At 52.4% G+C, this 19,197-nt stretch carries 18 protein-coding genes and 1 tRNA gene; 9 read left to right on the forward strand and 10 right to left on the reverse strand.

The window, feature by feature from the left end; translation table 11 throughout:
* Positions 1-8: 8 nt before the first annotated feature.
* Genes BG55_RS09355 through pepA form a run of 3 tightly spaced genes read right to left on the reverse strand, consistent with a single transcriptional unit; the run spans position 9 to position 4,840 of the window.
* Positions 9-2,864, reverse strand: coding sequence for a valine--tRNA ligase (locus tag BG55_RS09355; RefSeq protein WP_034936833.1), 2,856 nt, complete (start codon positions 2,862-2,864; stop codon positions 9-11).
* 5 nt (positions 2,865-2,869) lie between these two features.
* Positions 2,870-3,325: a DNA polymerase III subunit chi gene (locus BG55_RS09360; RefSeq protein ID WP_034936836.1), complete on the reverse strand. Its 456-nt coding sequence runs from the start codon at positions 3,323-3,325 to the stop codon at positions 2,870-2,872.
* Positions 3,326-3,328: 3 nt separating this feature from the next.
* On the reverse strand, positions 3,329-4,840 hold the full coding sequence (gene pepA, locus BG55_RS09365; RefSeq protein WP_034936838.1) for a leucyl aminopeptidase: 1,512 nt from the start codon (positions 4,838-4,840) through the stop codon (positions 3,329-3,331).
* Between the two features lie 286 nt (positions 4,841-5,126).
* Between pepA and lptF the strand changes: the two genes are divergently transcribed.
* Both lptF and lptG read left to right on the forward strand, forming a co-directional pair.
* A complete protein-coding gene (gene lptF, locus BG55_RS09370; protein ID WP_034936841.1) occupies positions 5,127-6,227 on the forward strand; it encodes an LPS export ABC transporter permease LptF in 1,101 nt (366 codons plus the stop codon).
* Positions 6,227-7,303: an LPS export ABC transporter permease LptG gene (gene lptG, locus BG55_RS09375; protein ID WP_034936844.1), complete on the forward strand. Its 1,077-nt coding sequence runs from the start codon at positions 6,227-6,229 to the stop codon at positions 7,301-7,303. The genes lptF and lptG overlap by 1 nt, the downstream gene beginning before the upstream one ends.
* 155 nt (positions 7,304-7,458) lie before the next feature.
* On the opposite strand, the gene BG55_RS09380 is transcribed toward lptG, so the two are convergent.
* Together BG55_RS09380 and BG55_RS09385 are read right to left on the reverse strand one after the other, a co-directional pair.
* Positions 7,459-8,748 (reverse strand): DUF445 domain-containing protein, encoded by a 1,290-nt coding sequence (locus tag BG55_RS09380; RefSeq protein ID WP_034936846.1) that lies wholly within the window; start codon positions 8,746-8,748, stop codon positions 7,459-7,461.
* A gap of 22 nt (positions 8,749-8,770) precedes the next feature.
* Entirely contained in the window at positions 8,771-10,285 is a 1,515-nt protein-coding gene (locus BG55_RS09385; RefSeq protein ID WP_034936849.1) for a hypothetical protein, read from the reverse strand.
* Positions 10,286-10,450: 165 nt separating this feature from the next.
* On the opposite strand from BG55_RS09385, the gene BG55_RS09390 reads away from it, so the two are divergent.
* Complete coding sequence (locus BG55_RS09390; protein ID WP_034936850.1) at positions 10,451-11,071, forward strand: LysE family translocator; 621 nt, start codon at positions 10,451-10,453, stop codon at positions 11,069-11,071.
* A 187-nt stretch (positions 11,072-11,258) separates the two neighbouring features.
* On the opposite strand, the gene BG55_RS09395 is transcribed toward BG55_RS09390, so the two are convergent.
* The gene (locus BG55_RS09395; protein ID WP_034936852.1) at positions 11,259-11,756 is read right to left on the reverse strand and encodes a YjjA family protein; all 498 of its coding nucleotides are present in this window, start codon (positions 11,754-11,756) and stop codon (positions 11,259-11,261) included.
* 613 nt (positions 11,757-12,369) lie between these two features.
* On the opposite strand from BG55_RS09395, the gene BG55_RS09400 reads away from it, so the two are divergent.
* Positions 12,370-12,454: transfer RNA gene (locus BG55_RS09400), tRNA-Leu, on the forward strand.
* A gap of 218 nt (positions 12,455-12,672) precedes the next feature.
* Complete coding sequence (locus BG55_RS09405) at positions 12,673-13,929, forward strand: tyrosine-type recombinase/integrase (RefSeq protein WP_034936854.1); 1,257 nt, start codon at positions 12,673-12,675, stop codon at positions 13,927-13,929.
* A 73-nt stretch (positions 13,930-14,002) separates the two neighbouring features.
* Here BG55_RS09405 and BG55_RS09410 read toward each other — a convergent pair whose 3' ends face one another.
* The gene (locus BG55_RS09410) at positions 14,003-14,257 is read right to left on the reverse strand and encodes a helix-turn-helix transcriptional regulator (protein WP_034936855.1); all 255 of its coding nucleotides are present in this window, start codon (positions 14,255-14,257) and stop codon (positions 14,003-14,005) included.
* A gap of 118 nt (positions 14,258-14,375) precedes the next feature.
* Here BG55_RS09410 and BG55_RS09415 point away from each other — a divergent pair, with 118 nt between their 5' ends.
* Entirely contained in the window at positions 14,376-14,663 is a 288-nt protein-coding gene (locus BG55_RS09415; protein WP_034936857.1) for a helix-turn-helix domain-containing protein, read from the forward strand.
* The gene (locus tag BG55_RS09420) at positions 14,635-14,898 is read left to right on the forward strand and encodes a DUF2442 domain-containing protein (protein ID WP_052018766.1); all 264 of its coding nucleotides are present in this window, start codon (positions 14,635-14,637) and stop codon (positions 14,896-14,898) included. The genes BG55_RS09415 and BG55_RS09420 overlap by 29 nt, the downstream gene beginning before the upstream one ends.
* A 209-nt stretch (positions 14,899-15,107) precedes the next feature.
* On the opposite strand, the gene BG55_RS09425 is transcribed toward BG55_RS09420, so the two are convergent.
* Genes BG55_RS09425 through BG55_RS09435 form a run of 3 tightly spaced genes read right to left on the reverse strand, consistent with a single transcriptional unit; the run spans position 15,108 to position 17,282 of the window.
* A complete protein-coding gene (locus BG55_RS09425; RefSeq protein ID WP_034936860.1) occupies positions 15,108-16,187 on the reverse strand; it encodes a helicase RepA family protein in 1,080 nt (359 codons plus the stop codon).
* Positions 16,180-16,401, reverse strand: a complete 222-nt coding sequence (locus tag BG55_RS09430) for a helix-turn-helix transcriptional regulator (RefSeq protein ID WP_034936862.1) — start codon at positions 16,399-16,401, stop codon at positions 16,180-16,182. Before BG55_RS09430 ends, BG55_RS09425 begins: the two co-directional genes overlap by 8 nt.
* Positions 16,398-17,282, reverse strand: a complete 885-nt coding sequence (locus BG55_RS09435; protein WP_034936863.1) for an integrase domain-containing protein — start codon at positions 17,280-17,282, stop codon at positions 16,398-16,400. Before BG55_RS09435 ends, BG55_RS09430 begins: the two co-directional genes overlap by 4 nt.
* Positions 17,283-18,282: 1,000 nt before the next feature.
* Here BG55_RS09435 and BG55_RS09440 point away from each other — a divergent pair.
* Together BG55_RS09440 and BG55_RS09445 are read left to right on the forward strand one after the other, a co-directional pair.
* On the forward strand, positions 18,283-18,642 hold the full coding sequence (locus BG55_RS09440; RefSeq protein WP_034936866.1) for a type II toxin-antitoxin system RelE/ParE family toxin: 360 nt from the start codon (positions 18,283-18,285) through the stop codon (positions 18,640-18,642).
* Complete coding sequence (locus tag BG55_RS09445; protein ID WP_034936869.1) at positions 18,626-18,949, forward strand: helix-turn-helix domain-containing protein; 324 nt, start codon at positions 18,626-18,628, stop codon at positions 18,947-18,949. Before BG55_RS09440 ends, BG55_RS09445 begins: the two co-directional genes overlap by 17 nt.
* Positions 18,950-19,197: the final 248 nt, after the last annotated feature.

Below are 19,197 nucleotides of genomic sequence, written 5' to 3' on the forward strand. Positions count from 1 at the left end.
ACTACTGCTTACAGCGCGGCAATCACTGCCTGCTGTTCAATCAGTTTTGCTTTTGCCTGTTCCAGACCGCTCATGCGTTCACGCTCTTTTGCCACGACATCAGCCGGAGCGCGGGAGACAAATCCTTCATTGGAAAGCTTGCTTTCAATCTTGCTGATTTCCACTTCCAGCTTCGCCACCTCTTTTGCCAGCCGCTCCAGCTCGGCGGTTTTATCGACCAGGCCCGCCATCGGGATCAGCAGTTCAGCACCGTCGATAATTTTGGTAACGGATACCGGCCCCTTATCATCCGCAGCCAGGCAGGTAATGCTTTCCAGACGGGCCAGCGATTTAAGGAAGCTGTGGTTGGCAGTAACGCGATTAACAACCGTATCACTCGCACCGCGCAACAGCACATCTAAGGGTTTAGCCGGGGAGAGGTTCATCTCGGCCCGGATATTACGTACTGCGACGATGGCCTGTTTCAACCATTCCGTATCGCTCAGCGCTGCCTCATCCACGCTGGCCGCATCATATGCCGGCATTGGTTGCAGCATAATAGTTTCAGCCTGGATGTTTTTCAGTGCTTTGACGCGCTGCCAGATGGTTTCGGTGATAAAGGGAATAATCGGATGAGCCAGACGTAACAGAGCTTCCAGCACGTCAACCAGCGTATTGCGTGTGCCGCGCAGTTCGGCTTCGCTGCCACCGTTCATCACCGGCTTGGTCAGCTCCAGATACCAGTCACAGAACTGATTCCAGGTAAATTCATACAGAATGTTGGCGGCGATATCAAAACGGTAGCTGTCGAGAGCGTCACGATATGCCTTCACCGTCTGGTTGAATTCCGCACGGATCCAGCGATCGGCCAGCGAGAACACCTTCTCGCCGCCATTCTGCCCACAGTCCTGGCCTTCAGTATTCATCAGCACAAAGCGACTGGCATTCCACAGCTTGTTGCAGAAATTACGGTAGCCTTCCAGCCGCTTCATGTCCCAGTTGATGTCGCGACCGGTGGAGGCCAGAGCCGCCAGCGTGAAGCGCAGGGCATCAGTACCATGCGGTTCAATACCATTTGGAAACTGCTTCTCGGTACGCTTGCGGATTTTTTCCGCCAGCTGTGGCTGCATCATATTGCCGGTACGTTTCTCCAGCAGGTCTTCCAGCGAAATACCGTCAACCATGTCCAGCGGATCGATGACGTTACCTTTCGATTTCGACATCTTCTGGCCTTCCTCATCACGGATCAAACCGGTCATGTAGACGGTTTTGAACGGCACCTGAGGTTTGCCATCTTCATCTTTGATGAAGTGCATGGTCAGCATGATCATGCGGGCAATCCAGAAAAAGATAATGTCGAAGCCGCTGACCAGCACGCTGGTGGGGTGGAAGGTACGTAGCGCTTCGGTATTCTCCGGCCAGCCGAGTGTGGAGAAGGTCCACAGGCCGGAGGAGAACCAGGTATCCAGCACGTCTTCATCCTGGTTCAACGCCACATCGGCAGCCAGATTATTTTCTGCACGGACTTCGTCTTCGCTTCGGCCAACGTAAACATTGCCGTCGGCATCGTACCAGGCTGGGATGCGGTGACCCCACCACAGCTGGCGAGAAATACACCAGTCCTGGATGTCGCGCATCCAGGAGAAATACATGTTTTCATACTGTTTAGGGACAAACTGAATCTCGCCCTGCTCAACGGCTTCAACGGCAACTTTAGCCAGCGGAGCCGTGCGGACATACCACTGGTCGGTCAGCATCGGCTCAATGACCACGCCGCCGCGATCGCCATATGGCACGGTTAAATCGTGAGGTTTCACCTCTTCCAGCAGGCCCAGTTCGTCAACCGCCGCGACGATGGCTTTGCGCGCGGCAAAACGCTCAAGTTTCTGGAACGCAGTCGGGATAGCCGCGTCGTAAACGTCAGACTCTTCACCGTTGCTGTCGAAAACCTGCGCGGTTTCACGGATATCACCGTCAAAGGTCAGCATGTTGATCATCGGCAGGCGATGGCGGCGGCCCACTTCATAGTCGTTGAAGTCGTGCGCCGGGGTGATTTTCACGCAGCCGGTGCCTTTTTCCATATCGGCGTGCTCGTCACCTACAATCGGAATGCGACGGTTAACCAACGGCAACAGCACGAACTTGCCAATCAGATCTTTATAGCGCGGATCTTCCGGGTTGACCGCCACGCCGGTATCACCCAGTACGGTTTCAGGGCGGGTTGTTGCCACCACCAGGTAATCTTTGCCGTCGGCGGTGATCGCGCCGTCGGCCAGAGGATAACGGATGTGCCACATTGAGCCTTTCGACTCACGGTTTTCCACTTCCAGGTCGGAGATGGCGGTACGCAGTTTAGGATCCCAGTTCACCAGACGTTTGCCACGGTAAATCAGGTTTTCTTTGTACAGACGCACAAAGACTTCTTTGACGGCGTTGGACAGGCCTTCATCCATGGTGAAGCGCTCACGCTCCCAGTCCACGGAGTTACCCAGACGGCGCATCTGGCGGGTAATAGTGCCGCCAGATTCGGCCTTCCACTGCCAGATTTTTTCAATAAACGCATCGCGGCCATAGTCCTTGCGCGTTTTGCCCTCTTCGGCTGCGATCTTACGCTCAACCACCATCTGAGTGGCGATACCCGCATGGTCGGTCCCCGCCTGCCACAGGGTGTTTTTTCCCTGCATACGCTGGTAGCGGATCAGGGTATCCATAATGGTCTGCTGGAAGGCGTGACCCATATGCAAGCTGCCGGTGACGTTTGGCGGGGGGATCATAATGCAGAAGCTTTCCTGGCTGGTGTCGCCATTAGGTCTGAACCAGCCCTGCTGTTCCCAGTGCTCGTAAAGCGGCTGCTCGATATCTTGCGGGTTATATGTCTTTTCCATTTCTGCTATGTCGTTGGGGGCGTCGGCGTTGCCGTATTCAAGTGGAATCCAACGCTGCGATACGCTTTGTAGCGGTCGCGCGCCAGCTGTTTCAAAGATTCTTCATAGGGCACGAAGTCTATCACTTCATGGAAAGCGGTGGCAAAATCTGCAAACTGCGGTAGCAGGCTGATCAGCAAATCACGTGGCGCATTGCCCCGGCGCTGGGGCCAGGCCAGCTCGACCGGCGCGCCAAATGCCGGGCCTTCCCCGGCAAGATTATGCGGTACAAAGGCATTGGCCGGACGCTGCCACAGCGCTTCATCCAGTCGTACAGCCTGCGCTTCATCTTCGCAGGCTATCAGTACGCGTTTCCCCTCGCGCCAGTTTACCTCAGCCAGGTGACACACCAGCGCCTCAAGAGCGCTGAGCCCATCAACCGGCGTATCGGTTTCTATCAGCCAGAAGGTGGCGTTCTTCATGGATTAATCGTCGCCGTTCAGACCGGCGCGATTCAGCAGGAACTGCGACAGCAGGGCCACAGGACGCCCGGTGGCACCTTTGGCCTTGCCAGAGCGCCAGGCCGTTCCGGCAATGTCCAGATGCGCCCAGTTATATTTGCGGGTAAAGCGCGCGAGGAAGCAGGCAGCGGTAATCGCCCCACCAGGACGGCCACCGATGTTGGCCATATCGGCAAAATTCGAATCCAGTTGCTCCTGATATTCGTCCGACATCGGCAGACGCCACGCGCGATCGCCAGCCTGCTCAGAAGCGCCGATGAGCTCATGCGCCAGCGGGTTGTGGTTCGACATCAGTCCGCTGACATGATGGCCGAGGGCAATCACGCAGGCACCGGTCAGCGTGGCGATATCGATCACCACCTCCGGATCAAAGCGCTCAACATAAGTCAGTGCATCGCACAGCACCAGGCGACCTTCTGCATCGGTATTCAGTACTTCTACCGTCTGCCCGGACAGGGTGGTCAGCACATCGCCCGGACGATACGCCCGTCCGCCGGGCATATTTTCACAGCCTGCCAGCACGCCCACCACATTCAGCGGCAGATTCAGTTCGGCAACCATACGCATCACGCCATAAACAGAAGCCGCGCCGCACATGTCGTATTTCATCTCGTCCATCGCTTCGCCGGGCTTGATGGAGATACCGCCGGAGTCAAAGGTTACCCCTTTACCAACCAGCACGATCGGTTTGCTTTCTGCATCCGGGCTGCCTTTGTATTCAATCACCGACATCAGGGATTCATTCTGTGAGCCCTGGCCGACGGCAAGATAGGCATTCATCCCCAGCTCTTTCATCTGCTGTTCGCCGATTACCCTGGTGGTGATGTTTTTACTCCAGGTATCCGCCAGCTGACGCGCCTGCGAAGCCAGATAGGCCGCATTACAAATGTTGGGTGGCATGTTGCCAAGATCTTTCGCTGCCTTAACGCCTGCGGCAATCGCCAGACCGTGCTGAATGGCACGCTCACCGCTGGTCAGTTCCCGCCGGGTCGGCACGTTGAACACCATTTTTCGCAGTGGGCGACGGGGTTCGACTTTATTGCTTTTCAGTTGATCGAAGCTGTAAAGCGTCTCTTTCGAGGTTTCCACCGCCTGGCGAACTTTCCAGTAGGTATTACGGCCTTTGACGTGCAGCTCGGTGAGAAAGCAGACGGCTTCCATTGAGCCGGTATCATTGAGGGTGTTGATGGTTTTCTGAATGACCTGTTTGTACTGGCGTTCATCCAGTTCACGTTCTTTACCGCATCCGATGAGCAAAATCCGCTCAGAGAGGATGTTTGGTACATGATGCAGCAGCAGGGTCTGACCGACTTTGCCTTCCAGTTCACCACGGCGCAGCAGGGCGCTGATATAGCCATCGCTGATTTTATCCAGTTGTTCAGCAATCGGTGACAACCTGCGCGGTTCAAACACGCCAACCACGATGCAGGCACTGCGCTGTTTCTCCGGACTACCGCTTTTTACACTGAACTCCATGCACTCTCCTGAATCTTAAAGACAACGGCGTTGGCTGCCGCTAGAATATAGCGCTTGTTGACCGCATGTTGCCGGGCAACACGCCGTTAGCATAACGGGCATCAGATTTCGTTTTGGTGATGACCCTTAATCCGGGTTGGATAAAATAATTTTTTACATCACCAGAACACGATTATTGTCATACTGATTGAGTTATGACCGTGGCCATCAATGATAAAAATGGCGTATAAGCGATGAAATTAGCGATTTTCCTGCAAAAAGACAAGTTTTCACAGGCGTACTCAGCGTGATCATCATTAGATATCTGGTTCGGGAAACCCTCAAAAGTCAGCTGGCTATCCTGTTTATCCTGCTACTGATCTTCTTTTGTCAGAAGTTAGTCAGGATTTTAGGTGCGGCGGCAGACGGCGAGATTCCGACAAATTTAGTTCTGACATTACTGGGGCTGGGCATTTCTGATATGGCCCAGCTCATTTTGCCACTCAGCCTGTTTTTAGCCATTTTAATGACCTTAGGGCGGCTCTACACCGAGAGTGAAATCACCGTAATGCATGCCTGTGGGCTGAGCAAAGCGGTGCTGGTCAAAGCCGCGATGGTGCTGATGCTGTTCACTGCGGTGGTGGCGGCGGCCAATGTGGCCTGGCTTGGCCCCTGGTCAGCACGTTATCAGAATGAGGTGACCAAAAACGCCAAGGCAAACCCGGGCGCGGCTGCGCTGGCTGCCGGTCAGTTTAAGCAATCTGGCGATGGTCAGTCGGTAATGTTTATTGAAAATGTTAAAGGGAATGCTTTTGGCAATGTGTTCCTTGCTCAGCTGCGTCCCAAAGGCAATGCCCGACCCTCGGTGGTGCTGGCCGACAAAGGTCATATGACCCAACGGGCAGACGGCTCGCAGATTGTGACCCTGGATAAGGGAACCCGCTTCGAAGGGACGGCCATGCTGCGCGACTTCCGCATTACCGATTTTGAAAACTATCAGGCGATTATTGGTCATCAGGAAGTGGTGCTGGATCCAAATGATGCCCAGCAGATGGGGTTTGGCGCACTGCGTCATTCTCAGAATCCCGAGTTTATCAGCGAGCTGCACTGGCGGTTTACTCTTATCTTCTCGGTGCTGGTGATGGCGTTGATGGTGGTGCCGCTGAGTGTGGTCAATCCGCGTCAGGGGCGCGTATTGTCGATGCTGCCCGCGATGCTGCTGTACCTGATCTTCTTCCTGCTGCAAAGTTCGTTGCGCTCCAGCGGCGCAAAAGGACGCCTTGATCCGGCGGTCTGGATGTGGGTGGTTAACCTGGCGTATCTGGCGCTGGCGGTACTGCTGAATTTGTGGGATACCGTGCCGCTGCGGCGTATCCGCGCCCGCTTCAGTAAGGGAGGTTCCGTCTGATGTTTGGCGTACTCGACCGCTATATTGGCAAAACGATTTTCAACACCATCATGGCGACGCTGTTTATGCTGGTGTCACTCTCCGGCATCATCAAGTTTGTCGATCAGCTGCGCAAAACGGGGCAGGGTGATTACACCGCGTTGGGCGCCGGACTTTACACCATTCTCAGCGTGCCGAAGGATATTGAGATATTTTTCCCGATGGCGGCGTTGCTGGGGGCCTTACTGGGACTGGGAATGCTCGCCCAGCGCAGTGAGCTGGTGGTGATGCAGGCGTCGGGATTTACCCGTATGCAAATTGCTGCATCGGTAATGAAAACCGCTATTCCACTGGTGTTGCTGACCATGGCTATCGGCGAGTTCGTCGCGCCGCAGGGCGAGCAGATGGCGCGCAGCTATCGTGCGCAGCAGCTGGTGGGAGGATCATTGCTCTCCACGCAGAATGGCTTGTGGGCGAAGGATGGCGATAACTTTATCTTTATCGAGCGCTTAAAAGACAATAATGAGCTGGGCGGCGTCAGTATCTACAGCTTCAATCAGCAGCGTCGTCTGCAATCCGTTCGTTATGCTGCGACGGCAAAATACAATGCTGATAAAAAGCTGTGGGATTTATCAGAAGTGGATGAGTCGGTGCTGACCGATCCGAAACAGGTCACCGGCAACCAGACGCTGAGCGGTGAATGGAAAACCACGCTGACCCCGGACAAACTTGGCGTGGTGTCGCTGGACCCGGACTCGCTGTCAATCAGCGGTCTTTACAACTACAGCAAATACCTCAAGCAGAGCGGCCAGGTGTCAGGTCGTTATCAGTTAAACATGTGGAGTAAAATCTTCCAGCCGCTGTCAGTGGCGGTGATGATGCTGATGGCGCTCTCTTTTATCTTCGGACCGCTGCGCAGTGTGTCAATGGGGATGAGGGTGATTACCGGCATCAGCTTTGGCTTCCTGTTTTACGTGCTGGATCAGATTTTTGGCCCGTTGAGCCTGGTCTATAACATCCCGCCCGTGCTGGGCGCGTTGTTACCCAGTGCGGCGTTTTTCATGCTCAGTATTTATATGCTGTTAAAGCGCCGCTAAGCAGCCATTGTTGACAGGGTGCTGGCGTCGGTAACCTCAGCTTACTGCGCGCAATCTCTGCCTGGTGCAAAAAAAGCCTCCTTCTGTAAAGGGGGCTTTTTTACTTTTTGCAGCGGCTTTTCTTGCGGCAGGCATCCGTCATCGCCGTATTAGCGTCAGCGCCATGTTTCCAGAAACTGCGGTAACAGCGAAAGGAGATACAGAATGAGTCCGATGACACCGCCAACTACCGTGCCGTTGATGCGAATGCGTTGCAGATCCTTACCAATATTCAGTTCGACCTGGTGCGACATATCCCGGGCGTCCCAGCTTTTTACCGTGTCACTGATATGACCGCTGAGAAAAGCCGAAAACTCTGGTGCCGCACGGGTTGCCGCCTCTTCCAGATGCTGATTGAGCGAATGACGCAGTTGTGTATCCTGCATCAGCGTTTCGCCCAGCCATTGTCCGGCGGCGCTGACCCTGGCGTGGAGCACGGAATCCGGCCTTTCCAGGTCCATCTTCAGCCAGCTGCGCAGATCGCCCCACAGCTGACTGATGTAGGTATTCAGCGCAGTATCCTCTTTCAGCCAGCTTTTGATCTCTTCTGCTTTTAACTGCATCTCCGGATCGTCACGCAGCCGGGCGATCAGCCGCTGTACCGCACGGTTAAAGCCCTGCCGCAACTCATGTGTGCCATCCTGCTCGATATCATTAAGGATCGACTTAACGGCGTTAGCGGCCAGCCCCGCACTCTTTTCCCCCAACCATTCAGTAGGTAGCATTTTCTCTTTCAGCGGATGTTCGCGTTTCAGCCACTCGACCACCTGTCGGGCGATGAACTCATGCGTACCAGGTTTGTTGACCAGATGCAGTAACTGCCGGATGGCATCATCAAGCAGCGCCTGATGACGGTTATTTTTGGTCAGGCTCTCCAGCACCATCGCCGTTGACTGGGAGAGATCGACTTTATCAATGGCTTTGTGGATGGCCCGGCGCATAAAAGACTGGATCCGCTGGTCATCAGCCAGATCCAGAAATCCGCGCACCATTTTCAGCAGGTAGCTGCTGAATGTTGCCGCATTGGCTGGCATGCTCAGCCAACTGGCCACCATCTGTGCCGGATCGTGGCGGCGGATCAACGTTAACAGCGCGTCGGTATTAAGAAATTTATCCTGTACAAACAGCGCAAGATTATCGGCAATGCGATCCTTGTTACGGGGGATGATCGCCGTATGGCGACCGGCGAGCGGGATTGGCACCCGACGAAACAGGGCGCTGACGGCAAACCAGTCGGCCAGAGCGCCAACCATTGCCGCCTCAGAGATGGCCTTCAACGCGCTTATCCATGCACTGGGCGGAAACCACAGCGGACAAAGCACGGTGACGATAAAAACCATCGCTGCACCGCACAGCAATAGCAGCGGGAGGCGTTTCGCCCTCGCCAGTTCGGTTTCTTTATTCATCAGCGCTTCCTGTTATTACTCTTTATAGCTGCCAGTAATCACTGTCATCCGACCAGGTATAGTTTCTCAACTGCTGAGCGTTGTAATCGATATAGTAACTGGCCAGTTCGCCACCGGCGAGGCCACGAATGGTGCCTTCGCCCACCCGGCCGCTTTGGTCACGCCAGGTGGCGATCAACGACGGCTCTCCGGCTATTTTCTCCACCCGTAACCAGACGGTATCGCGAACTTCCCGGCCAGCAAGCTGTTGACCGTTATCCAGCGTTATCAGCGTATCCGCCGCAGGCTTCATCATCAGCGTGGTTATCCATGTGCCGCGATCGCGGGTCTGGAAGAAGCCGCTGACTTTTTGCAGACGCGCAGCGCTGACCTGCTGATGTTTAACAATGGTATCAACCAGCTTAGGATTACCCACAAGATTTTCGGGTTGGGAAAAAACTTCGCTGTAATTTTCCAGTGCAAGATTTAACCAGGGCTTGCCCTGACTGTAACTGGAAACCTTGAGAGTTAATCCGTTATCGATTTGTGCATCGATCATCGCGGCCAGCGCCGGTACGTCTGGCGGCGTGGCTTTCAGGTTGTGCTCGATACGGGCAAAGATCAGTGTTTTATCATTTCCCTGCCAGAGTTCACTTTTCTGCTGTTTAAGTTCAGCAATCAACGCGTTGACTGCGTTGCTGTCTGCATCGATTTCAATCAGATACTTTGCCAGCTCAATCCGATTATAGGGCGATTCAAAACGCGTCAGGTTCTGTTCGGCAAACTGACGGGCGCGTTTGTCATCAAACTGTTTAACGTTGGCAAACGCTTTCATCAGGATATTTTCATCATATCTGGGATTGGTACTGTTAAGCATTTCCAGTGAGAAGGGAAAAAGAGCGCGCTCACTACTCATCGCCTCCAGCACGTTAACTTTCTTATCATTGTTGTAATCGTTACTGGCGAGGATCGCGGCGATTTTTTTGCCGGTATCGTCGGCCATCACTCTGCCAAAGATTCCCCGGCTGGCGATAATCAGGTTCAGCGCATCCCGAAACTGATAATCATCTGATGTGGGATTGAGGATAATCGACATCAGTCGCTGCTTTTCGGCATCATTTAACTCTGGCCTTGAAAGACCGCCACGGGTTTTATCGCGGGCATAGCGTATGCTCAGCGAGTCCAGCAGGGCGCTGGTACGCAGATTATCCAGTATCTTATGGCTGTCGCTGCTGCCGTCATCAAAGCGCAACCAGTTATGTATGGTGTCAGTGTAATAAATCGTCAGCTGTCTGGTCAGACCGTTCACCCCGACAAAGCCAATTACCGCCAGCGTCACCGCCAGCGCACTGACGATAGCCAGCAGCCAGGCGCGGGTATGATTGAGCACCGCCATTGTTTTAGTAATGGCGCTTTCGGTAATTTCCGCTTTGGCATTGTCGATTTTGTCACTGACCTGCTGGAGCAGGCGTTGATTCTCTTCCCGCAGCTTTTCCAGCTCGGCTTTATGCTGCTGCGCATCACGTTCGATCAACAGCTCGGTTAAATCCTTTTGCATCGTTTTCTCACAGAAGAAAAAATTAACGTTTGTCAGCGACTGATAATGCAGGCTGCCCGTCGCAGATGCAAACCGTGGCCGCGACAAGCGGGATCTGCGAAGAGTACGGGATGGAATAAAGGGAGAAATGCTGTAATTTATTTAATTTTTGGCGAGGGGTAAAAAATGGAAGCAAACATTATTGCATTAGCGACAATATTCGGCGCATTGATTTTGGGTGCAATCAGTCCGGGCCCAAGCTTTATTCTGGTTGCGCGCACCGCGATGGCCTCTGCCCGTCGCGCCGGGATGGGTGCCGCCGTGGGCATGGCGGCAGGTTCGTTTATTATCTCGCTGGTTGCATTGTTGGGCCTGCATACTTTGCTGTCGGCTGTTCCCTGGTTGTGGCTGGCACTGAAGACCGCCGGAGGACTTTACCTGCTTTGGATGGCATTCAGAATGTTTCGCGGCGCGAAACAGCCGCTGTTAATGACCCAGGGGAACGCGACCGGTCAGAGTTTTCAGCGTGCTTTTCTGACCGCATTTGGTACGCAGGTAAGCAACCCCAAAACCGCCGTGGTGTTTGCCGGTATCTTTGCCGCGTTGCTGCCGCCGCACATCAGTAAAGTAATGTACGTTTCGTTGCCGGTTATCTCGATGTTGGTGGACGGACTATGGTATGCCTTTGTTGCTTATGCGCTTTCGTCAAGTGGACCGCGTAATACTTATCTGCGTTATAAAGCGATGTTTGACCGGCTGGGCGGCAGCGTGATGGCATTACTGGGGATCCGGCTGATCGTGAAGTAAAAGTTCTGTTATCCCCGCGCCCCGCGCAGCAAGGTCTGAAGATCTTAAAGGCCGGTGAAGACTGATGAACGCCCGGGCGTTGAGGCAGCCTCAATATCAGGAAATGGCGCTTACCGGATGCTGTTTGGTGATGGCAATAAAATGCCGCCTCTCTGTGAGGTGACGTTGCCTGCTTAGTCGGCTGGGATTAAGAGATAAATTGCTTGCCCTGTTTCAGAACCAGATCGCAGGCTTTGGTTTTCACTTTCTTACCGAGCGCGGTATTGCCCAGACTGCTGAGATTTACCTGCTGATTGTTACCGGTATTCAGCAGTCCCATCAGGCCCTGTTTATAATCGGTGGTATCCTGCGCTTTTTGTGTATCGGTCAGGCCCAGCTTACTGATCAACTGGTCTTTTACCGAGCTGACATTGTTATCCACCACATTGTTCTGTACACAATATTGCAACACGCCAGCCGCATTGGTCATGCTGCTGGCACTAAGCGACTGGTTGCCCCCGTTGAGCAGGCCAGTCAGGGCGCTCACAGAGTTGCCCGTCTGGCTGGTGGATGCATTAGCGGTGGAGTTCTGACTCAGCGAACTGGCAGCGCTACTGAGTTGATCCTGCCAGCTGGCGGCCAGCGCTGAACCAGTAAATAAAGAAGAAACCGTTAAAGCCAGAATTAGCTTATTTGCTGCTTTCATATCTGCACCCTTTATGACGTTATTTTTGCTCAGCGTATTTCCATCCTACACCGATCTCTACACTCCGACTGTCCGCTCCCCGTTGAGTTCCCCAACTGTTCGCATGGTTATGCCGTGAGTAATACTTTGGGAGTAATCCTGGGCAGGAATCTTTGCAGGTTTTGTCCTCAGTATGGTTTTCAGAACATGAGTGACCAGTCAGGGGGTGGCGCAGGATCGCGCTGCTTTTGTAATGCGAAAATCGGCTGAAGCAGGGTGTTTTGATGGTGGTATTTTCAGATGGCAGGTGAGAGGTGGCAGGTGAGAGGTGGCAGGTGAGAGGTGGCAGGTGGCAGGTGGCAGCCAGGTAGCCAGGTAGCCAGGTAGGTAGCCAGGTAGGTAGGAAGCCCGAAAGCCAGGTGATAGTCAGTACGAAGCCTGGCAGGGAATCAGCCTGGTAGTCAACATTTGGGAGCCTTTGCGGGGTGATGCAATGGGAAGTAAATGGCGGCGTTTATCAGTGTAGCTGTGCATACGGCGCTTTTTTCAGCAGTTGCACCCTCAGCGGCGGATAATGGTTGCGGAAACAGGTCGCAAAGGTATAATCCTCAACGTTTTCCGCATACCCTTCAGTGCCGAAGTGGCGAAATCGGTAGACGCAGTTGATTCAAAATCAACCGTAGAAATACGTGCCGGTTCGAGTCCGGCCTTCGGCACCATCGTGGGAAAATCAGTCACCTTAGGGTGGCTTTTTTTATGTCCACAATCTTCCATTAATGTCCATATTTCATTGTTAAATAAGTGATTTTTACTTATCTTCCCATTCTCTGATTTACCTGTTTTATCCACACTGGTCTTTTTTCGTCCATTGACATCCGGATGATTTGGGGGTCAGTATGAGGGTCAGTTCACTTCGATTAAGAGTTGACCCCCAATCATGGCCCTGACAGACGTTGTAGCCCGCACCGCCAAGCCTCGCGAGCAAGCTTACAAACTCGCGGATGCGCATGGCCTGTATCTTTTAATCAGTCCTGGCGGCTCTAAGCGCTGGTATCTTAAGTACCGCTTTGCAGGTAAAGAAAGCAGGATTGCGTTCGGAGCTTACCCGCTGATCTCGCTGGCGAAGGCCAGAGAAAAGCGCGATGAGGTGCGGTTGCTGCTTGCCGATGGCATCAACCCGGCAGAAAAACGGGAAGAAGAAAAAGAAGAAGCGCAGGCCGCGCTGATAACCTTTGAGAAGGTCGCGAGAGACTGGCACCGAAACATCAGCCAAAGCCGCTGGTCAGAAACCCATGCCGGACGGGTATGGCGCGATATGGAGCGCAATATTTTGCCAGCGATAGGGCATCGCCACATTGCGGATCTGAAAACCAAAGATTTACTGGAACCACTGAAAGCGGTGGAGCAAAACGGCCATCTCGATTTAGCGTCGCGACTACGCCAGAGAGTGACCGATATTATGCGCTATGCGGTGCAGAACGATCTGATAGAGCGCAATCCTGCTCAGGATCTCTCTGGTGCCATAGCGCCGCCGAAGGCAACTCATCGCCCGGCGTTGAAGCTGGATAAGCTACCGGATTTTCTGGCAAGGATTGAACGCTATAAGGGGCGAGCGTTAACCACTCTGGCCTTAAAGTTTACGCTGTGTGTCTTTATCCGCTCCAGCGAACTACGTTTTTCCCGTTGGACTGAAATCGACTTTAAACGCGCTATGTGGACTATACCGGCTGAACGTGAAGCTATTCCCGGCGTGAAGCACTCCCAGCGCGGGGCAAAAATGCGCACTGAGCATTTAGTACCTTTATCCCGCCAGGCTTTGGCGCTGCTGAAAGAGATTAAGGCCATCAGTGGTGGTCACGAACTGATATTTCCTGGCGACCATCGGCCAACTAAACCGATGAGTGAAAACACCGTCAACAATGCGTTGCGGGTCATGGGATATGACACCGCTACAGAACTGTGCGGGCATGGTTTCCGCACGATGGCCTGTAGCGCACTGGTTGAGTCCGGGCAGTGGTCGCGGGATGCGGTTGAGCGCCAGATGAGCCATCAGGAACGCAATGGCGTGCGGGCTGCATATATCCATAAAGCTGAACACATTGAAGAACGGCGTTTAATGCTGCAATGGTGGGCGGATTATCTGGATGCAAACCGGAAGGCGTATGTGGTGCCGTATGAGTTCAAAAATATATGAACAGCAACTCATCTGATTTTATACCGCTCCAGCCCCTTTTCACGGGGGCTGGAGCTCATTCTTCTTATGTGGCTTATTTTTCCTGCGATTCAGAATACCCAAGTATCATTTCAGCCAGATCGTCTTCCACAGCATAAAAGTAAAAGGCCGGAACATGTAGCACTGACGCTAACCGGCAGGCCAGTTCAAAGTCTGGCGTGTGTATCCCGCGCTCATATTGATTCATACGAGCGCTGGCCGTCGCTTCATCTATTCCGGCAAGAATCCCTAACCGTTCCTGTGACAGACCAGCCTTTAGACGTGCGGCTTTTAAGCGTTGAGGTAGCATGAGAATCCTGATTTCTTGTGTGGCTTGTCGCGATTCTCATTCGTGTGCCTTGAAAATATACTAAGTAATACTTGGTATTTAGTGCGTGTGGTTACTTGAGATCTTAAAGGAGAAAGGTATGACACTGCATCATGACTGGCATAAGGCCGACATTATTGCCGCCTTACATAAGAAAGGCACGTCGCTGGCCGCGTTATCGCGCTCTGCGGGACTCAGTTCTTCAACGCTCGCCAATGTGCTTTCCCGTCCATGGCCGAAAGGGGAATGGCTTGTATCCACGGCGCTCGGCGTTGATCCTGCTAAAATTTGGCCAAGCCGTTATTTTGATGATTCTGGTAAGCTGCTGGACAGTAAAATGCGAATAAGGACAAAATTGCATGAAGAGGGTGAGCAATCCGTTATTTGATAAATCGTCAGTAACTGTTTATTTCTCAGATAAATACCTGCACGTACAGGCTAAAGGAAAAGCGCTGCTGAATATCCCACTCAAAAATTTTCCTCGACTCGAACGCGCGACGGCAGAGCAGAGAGTTAATTTCACTCTTACCGGTGGCAATGGTATCCATTGGGAAGAGATTGATGAAGATCTCAATATTGAGGCACTCTATGCTGGTGCTATTAGAGATGTGACGAACAGGTAGTTTGTCACATTTTGCACTGACTCCCCCATTTGATCCCCCACTTAAATGCAGACCACCTGTTTACCAGTTGAGTGTTTTGTTTTTTAAAATAATCTTATTTATCATGTGATTAATTTGTTCCCCCACTTCGTCTGTATAGATAGCCGGGAAGTGGGGGAAAGATATCGTTAATGATAACCGAATGTGCGATCGCCCCCACTTTCCCCCAGTTAGTCCCCCGTTTTGTTTCGTTGCGACAAGGGCGTAATGCATTCCCCGTCAAAAGCGATCAGGCCATCCTTTTCCAGTTTATCCAGCCAGCGGGTAAATTTTTTGGACACGTCGAATCCCATCGCTTTCATATCGTCCCTGACTAATGCGCGGGTACAACTATCGCCGCTGGCTGTGCGCGAGCGAATGGCTTGCCATAAGGCAACATGGTTTTCAGTTAGCCTTGAAATACCGGCTAGCTCGGGATCGTTAGCGATATCATCTTCCCTGACTACACGGCCTTCATTGTTCAGTACCAGTGAGGTGATCAGGTCGTCACCATCATCCACATATAGCTCGACAGAATTCAGGTCATAGGCGCGACGTGGCGGCTCTTCTGCATCTTTCATCTTGGTACAACTGAGGATCAATGCACCGCCATCGCCTTCACGACGAACGTTAAACTCCACATCCAGGGCAGCCCGGAAGGCGCTTGAGCCACGTGCGCCTTTATCCTGATCTTTGCCTGAGTGGTGAATAATTAGCACCGTGGCCTGCGTTGCCGCTTTGATGTAATCACACCCCTGAATGAAAGCGCCCATATCTTTAGCAGCGTTCGCGTCTGAGCCCCCAAAGCAGCGGGCGAGCGTATCCAGAATGATCAGGCGAATCGGCATACCGGTTGCGGCCTTAACATCGTTTGCGGCTTGTATCACCTGTTGCACGCTCTCCGGGCTGGCCGGAAATATTGGGCAGTCGACACGATAAAGTGCATCAATCGGGCTACCGCCGTTAAGTGTTTGCTCCCATGCCCGGATACGGCGGGGGACTCCGATCCCGCCTTCACCAACGACATAAATGACAGCGCCTTGTGTGACCGGTTTACCAGCCCACGGCTTGCCAGTGGCGATATGGCATCCCCATGATACTGCGAGGAAGGATTTGTAAGAGCCGCTGGCACCGTAAGCACTGGCAACGGACGAGGCAGGTAAGTAGCCCTTAATTAGGTAGTCCTGCCGGGTATCAAAGCCGTCGGAACCTTTGCGTAGAGGAAGTGAGGTTCTGAATTCTGCTTCAGTATCCGTTACGAATTTACTCATCGTTTAGCTTCCACGCTTGCTGTACTACCTCGCGTTTGCCGATACGTCCAGCAATCCACTCATTCACTTCGCTTTCTAGCCATGCCACAGAGCGGGAACCGATTTTGACTGCCGGAGGAAAATCGCCCTGGCTTATCAAAAGATAAATCCACGATTTTTTGAAACCGGTCTTTTTCATCACATCAGATAAGCGAATCAACTTGATATCCGTCATTGTGCGTTCTCCTTCCTGGCGTAAACACGCTCAACATACCGGCCTCTGCCATCACCGTGGCCGAGATCCATGGATGTTAATGCTCTGGCTTCATTGCGGGAAAATCCCTGTGACAGGTAATAACGAATGGCATCCTGCGCCCAGGCGTAGCGCAGACTATGTGGGGAATAATGGCCTGTGAGTCCTAAGCGTGTGGTATGCGAACGCCAGAAATTCATGGCCGTTTTTAAATCTGGCTTATCGATCAGCTTGCCGTTACGTGTTTTAGCTACCAGCAGAGCGTCATTTACTGCCTGCTGTACAGCTGTACGATCGATGATCCGTGTTTCACGCGGCCTGCCGCCTTTCGTGCCAAAAACAATGGTGAGAGTGGATTGATTGCGTTCAAGCTGCTTTTGCCATGTTTTCAGTGAACTGGCGCATTGCACAGCCTCCTGTGAGCGTAGCCCCAACAGTCGGGCAAGGCGAATAGCACTGGCAAGCCCCTGGTCATGCTGTTGCGCGCTTTGCAATACGGCCTGGAATCGTTCTTCCGGGATTGCGTACTTTGTACCTGCACGACTCGCGCCGCTTAACCCCAGCGCCTTATTCGTTAAACGTATCGATGTAACAATCTTTTCCCTGCCAGACAGCCGAAATACTGTACGCAATGCCGACATATCGTTATGCAGAGTACGAACAGCGATGCCTGTTGCCTGGCGGTCGGCAATATAATTTTCTATATGTTTAGCTTTCAGATGCTGAACATCACGAACCTGAATATTGAGGGCGATCAGGTGACGACAAAATCGTTCAATAATACGGGTACGATCATGAACGGTTTTAAAGCTGCCGCCGGCTTGCTTCGCCAGCGTTTTCATTTCACGGCTTAATTTACTCATAGCAATATTCTCACAATTTCAACGAGCTGCATTTCTCTGGCGCATGGGCTGAATGGCAGGAACAATCGTTATTGGCCTGCCTTGAACCATACCTGTGCGCCAGAGCGGGCAGCAGTTGAGGTATTGCGGGGTGTAGGTTATGCACTCGGTGCAGCCTCCTGCGATCGCAGGTTATCCCCCCAGGCTGTTGGCCTGCCTCGGTATCGGTTCAAATCTCCTGTAAAAAGTGGTCAGTTCGGCTCCCGAACTTGTGCGTCAGATTCATGGCTCGTTGTGTGAGCTGCTTATGTCAAAGGTTGAGGCTGGTTGGTGCGGCGGCGTCACTTTCATGCGTTAACACGCGAAAAGTGACGCCACGTATTAGTACGCAGCAGGGCAGGCGCATGCAGATGCCTGACGGCATAGCAAGGCGCAGCCAGCAGCGTTTAATACGCGCCAGAATTGAGGTGCAAAAAACCCGTCGGTACGGGATGTACCTGTCGTTAAGCAGGTGATGATATTGCTATCGGCGCAGGCAATGGCTATTACCTTGCTGGTAGCAAATCATTCACTGAGGAGAAGACCGAATACAACATTCTTTACAGCTAATGCCGATCGGTGCGGAAACGCTCGTTATTAGCCGTCTCTTAGTTTAAGGAACCTTTATCGTCACGTCATAGGTGCGTTTTTACTGACGATACCTGCTTTCAAAGGTGTGCAGGTTTACCGCTTCCAGCGTTGTCTTTCAGGTTATGACAACTTTCTTTGTGGTCGCCCGAAGGCGTCAGTCTCAGACCACACTCCATTCCATATGACTTTGGCTTGTGACCACCCGAAGGCGTTTCTCACAGATCACTCGTATCGTCCTGATACTGGAAACATTGGTGGCTGTCGTTGACAGCAGATTTGCATGGTTAAAAATACGGCAATTTTTTGTTTGCTTCAAGCGCTTTGAATCCGTCAGAAAGAAAGAGTAATCTAGCACTTGGTGCTATAGTTAAGGTGACAGGATGTTAGCTTGATGCGGATATTTAAAACTAAATGGTTCAGCAAGGCGGCTAAATCTCACGCTATCAAAGATAGTGAGTTATGCCACGCGATTGAAGCGGCGATGCAAGGGAAGGCGGACGATCTCGGCGGTGGCGTTTACAAGAAGCGGCTTAATCAGAATCGTGATCGCGCCATCATTCTGGCGAAAGGCGGGGAGCATTGGTTTTATACGTTCCTTTATGCCAAACAGGATATGGCAAATATCGATCAAGCTGAGCTGGCCGGGTTTCGTGAGCTGGCGAAGCACTATGCTGCCCTTGCTGATGAAAAAATTACGGCACTGCTCAAGAGTAAAGAATTGGTGGAGATTTGCCATGACGACAAAAAGTAAATTCAAGAGTCCTGCATTTGAGGCTATCCACAGCGCAGCTTCTGGATTATTCAGCATTGATGCTATCCCGCAGGAAACAATGCGTAGCTTTGATAAAGCGTGCCTCAATAGCGTGGACGATCTTCAACCCCTTGAGATTAAGGCGCTGCGTGAGAAGCTAAACGTCAGCCAGCCGGTTTTCGCCAGCTACCTTAATACCAGTGTGTCAACGGTACAGAAATGGGAAAGCGGCGTAAAACGCCCTGGTGGCCTGGCGCTGAAACTGCTTGCGGTAGTGCAGAAACATGGGTTGAAGGTGTTGATTTGAAGACCTTGGTTTGATTTAGTTGTACTGATATCTTCTTAAAATGACAATTTTGGAAGATAAGTTTTGAGCTAATTTGACAGGCTACTTAGTGCCAGAAAAAAACGTTATAACGATTCAGGAAAACTCCAATTCGGTTTCCAGTTGGCCACTGCAGACCTCGTCATAGTAGTGTCAGCCTGATACAATTCAGCACTTTTTTCTGCGCAACTAAAACATCCGTCATGAAGCATCATTTAGCCGCGAACCAC

The sequence above is a fragment of the Erwinia mallotivora genome (assembly GCF_000590885.1).
Taxonomy (GTDB): Bacteria; Pseudomonadota; Gammaproteobacteria; order Enterobacterales; family Enterobacteriaceae; genus Erwinia; species Erwinia mallotivora.

What these genes read in the sequence shown, in the direction of transcription:
- lptG (WP_034936844.1), top strand. Translation starts at nt 6,227, where the DNA reads ATGTTTGGCGTACTCGACCGCTATATTGGCAAAACGATTTTCAACACC.
- BG55_RS09410 (WP_034936855.1), bottom strand. Translation starts at nt 14,257, where the DNA reads ATGCTACCTCAACGCTTAAAAGCCGCACGTCTAAAGGCTGGTCTGTCA.
- BG55_RS09415 (WP_034936857.1), top strand. Translation starts at nt 14,376, where the DNA reads ATGACACTGCATCATGACTGGCATAAGGCCGACATTATTGCCGCCTTA.
- BG55_RS09445 (WP_034936869.1), top strand. Translation starts at nt 18,626, where the DNA reads ATGACGACAAAAAGTAAATTCAAGAGTCCTGCATTTGAGGCTATCCAC.
- BG55_RS09390 (WP_034936850.1), top strand. Translation starts at nt 10,451, where the DNA reads ATGGAAGCAAACATTATTGCATTAGCGACAATATTCGGCGCATTGATT.
- BG55_RS09420 (WP_052018766.1), top strand. Translation starts at nt 14,635, where the DNA reads ATGAAGAGGGTGAGCAATCCGTTATTTGATAAATCGTCAGTAACTGTT.
- BG55_RS09435 (WP_034936863.1), bottom strand. Translation starts at nt 17,282, where the DNA reads ATGAGTAAATTAAGCCGTGAAATGAAAACGCTGGCGAAGCAAGCCGGC.
- BG55_RS09360 (WP_034936836.1), bottom strand. Translation starts at nt 3,325, where the DNA reads ATGAAGAACGCCACCTTCTGGCTGATAGAAACCGATACGCCGGTTGAT.
- BG55_RS09425 (WP_034936860.1), bottom strand. Translation starts at nt 16,187, where the DNA reads ATGAGTAAATTCGTAACGGATACTGAAGCAGAATTCAGAACCTCACTT.
- BG55_RS09355 (WP_034936833.1), bottom strand. Translation starts at nt 2,864, where the DNA reads ATGGAAAAGACATATAACCCGCAAGATATCGAGCAGCCGCTTTACGAG.
- BG55_RS09380 (WP_034936846.1), bottom strand. Translation starts at nt 8,748, where the DNA reads ATGAATAAAGAAACCGAACTGGCGAGGGCGAAACGCCTCCCGCTGCTA.
- BG55_RS09430 (WP_034936862.1), bottom strand. Translation starts at nt 16,401, where the DNA reads ATGACGGATATCAAGTTGATTCGCTTATCTGATGTGATGAAAAAGACC.
- pepA (WP_034936838.1), bottom strand. Translation starts at nt 4,840, where the DNA reads ATGGAGTTCAGTGTAAAAAGCGGTAGTCCGGAGAAACAGCGCAGTGCC.
- BG55_RS09395 (WP_034936852.1), bottom strand. Translation starts at nt 11,756, where the DNA reads ATGAAAGCAGCAAATAAGCTAATTCTGGCTTTAACGGTTTCTTCTTTA.
- BG55_RS09385 (WP_034936849.1), bottom strand. Translation starts at nt 10,285, where the DNA reads ATGCAAAAGGATTTAACCGAGCTGTTGATCGAACGTGATGCGCAGCAG.
- BG55_RS09405 (WP_034936854.1), top strand. Translation starts at nt 12,673, where the DNA reads ATGGCCCTGACAGACGTTGTAGCCCGCACCGCCAAGCCTCGCGAGCAA.
- BG55_RS09440 (WP_034936866.1), top strand. Translation starts at nt 18,283, where the DNA reads ATGCGGATATTTAAAACTAAATGGTTCAGCAAGGCGGCTAAATCTCAC.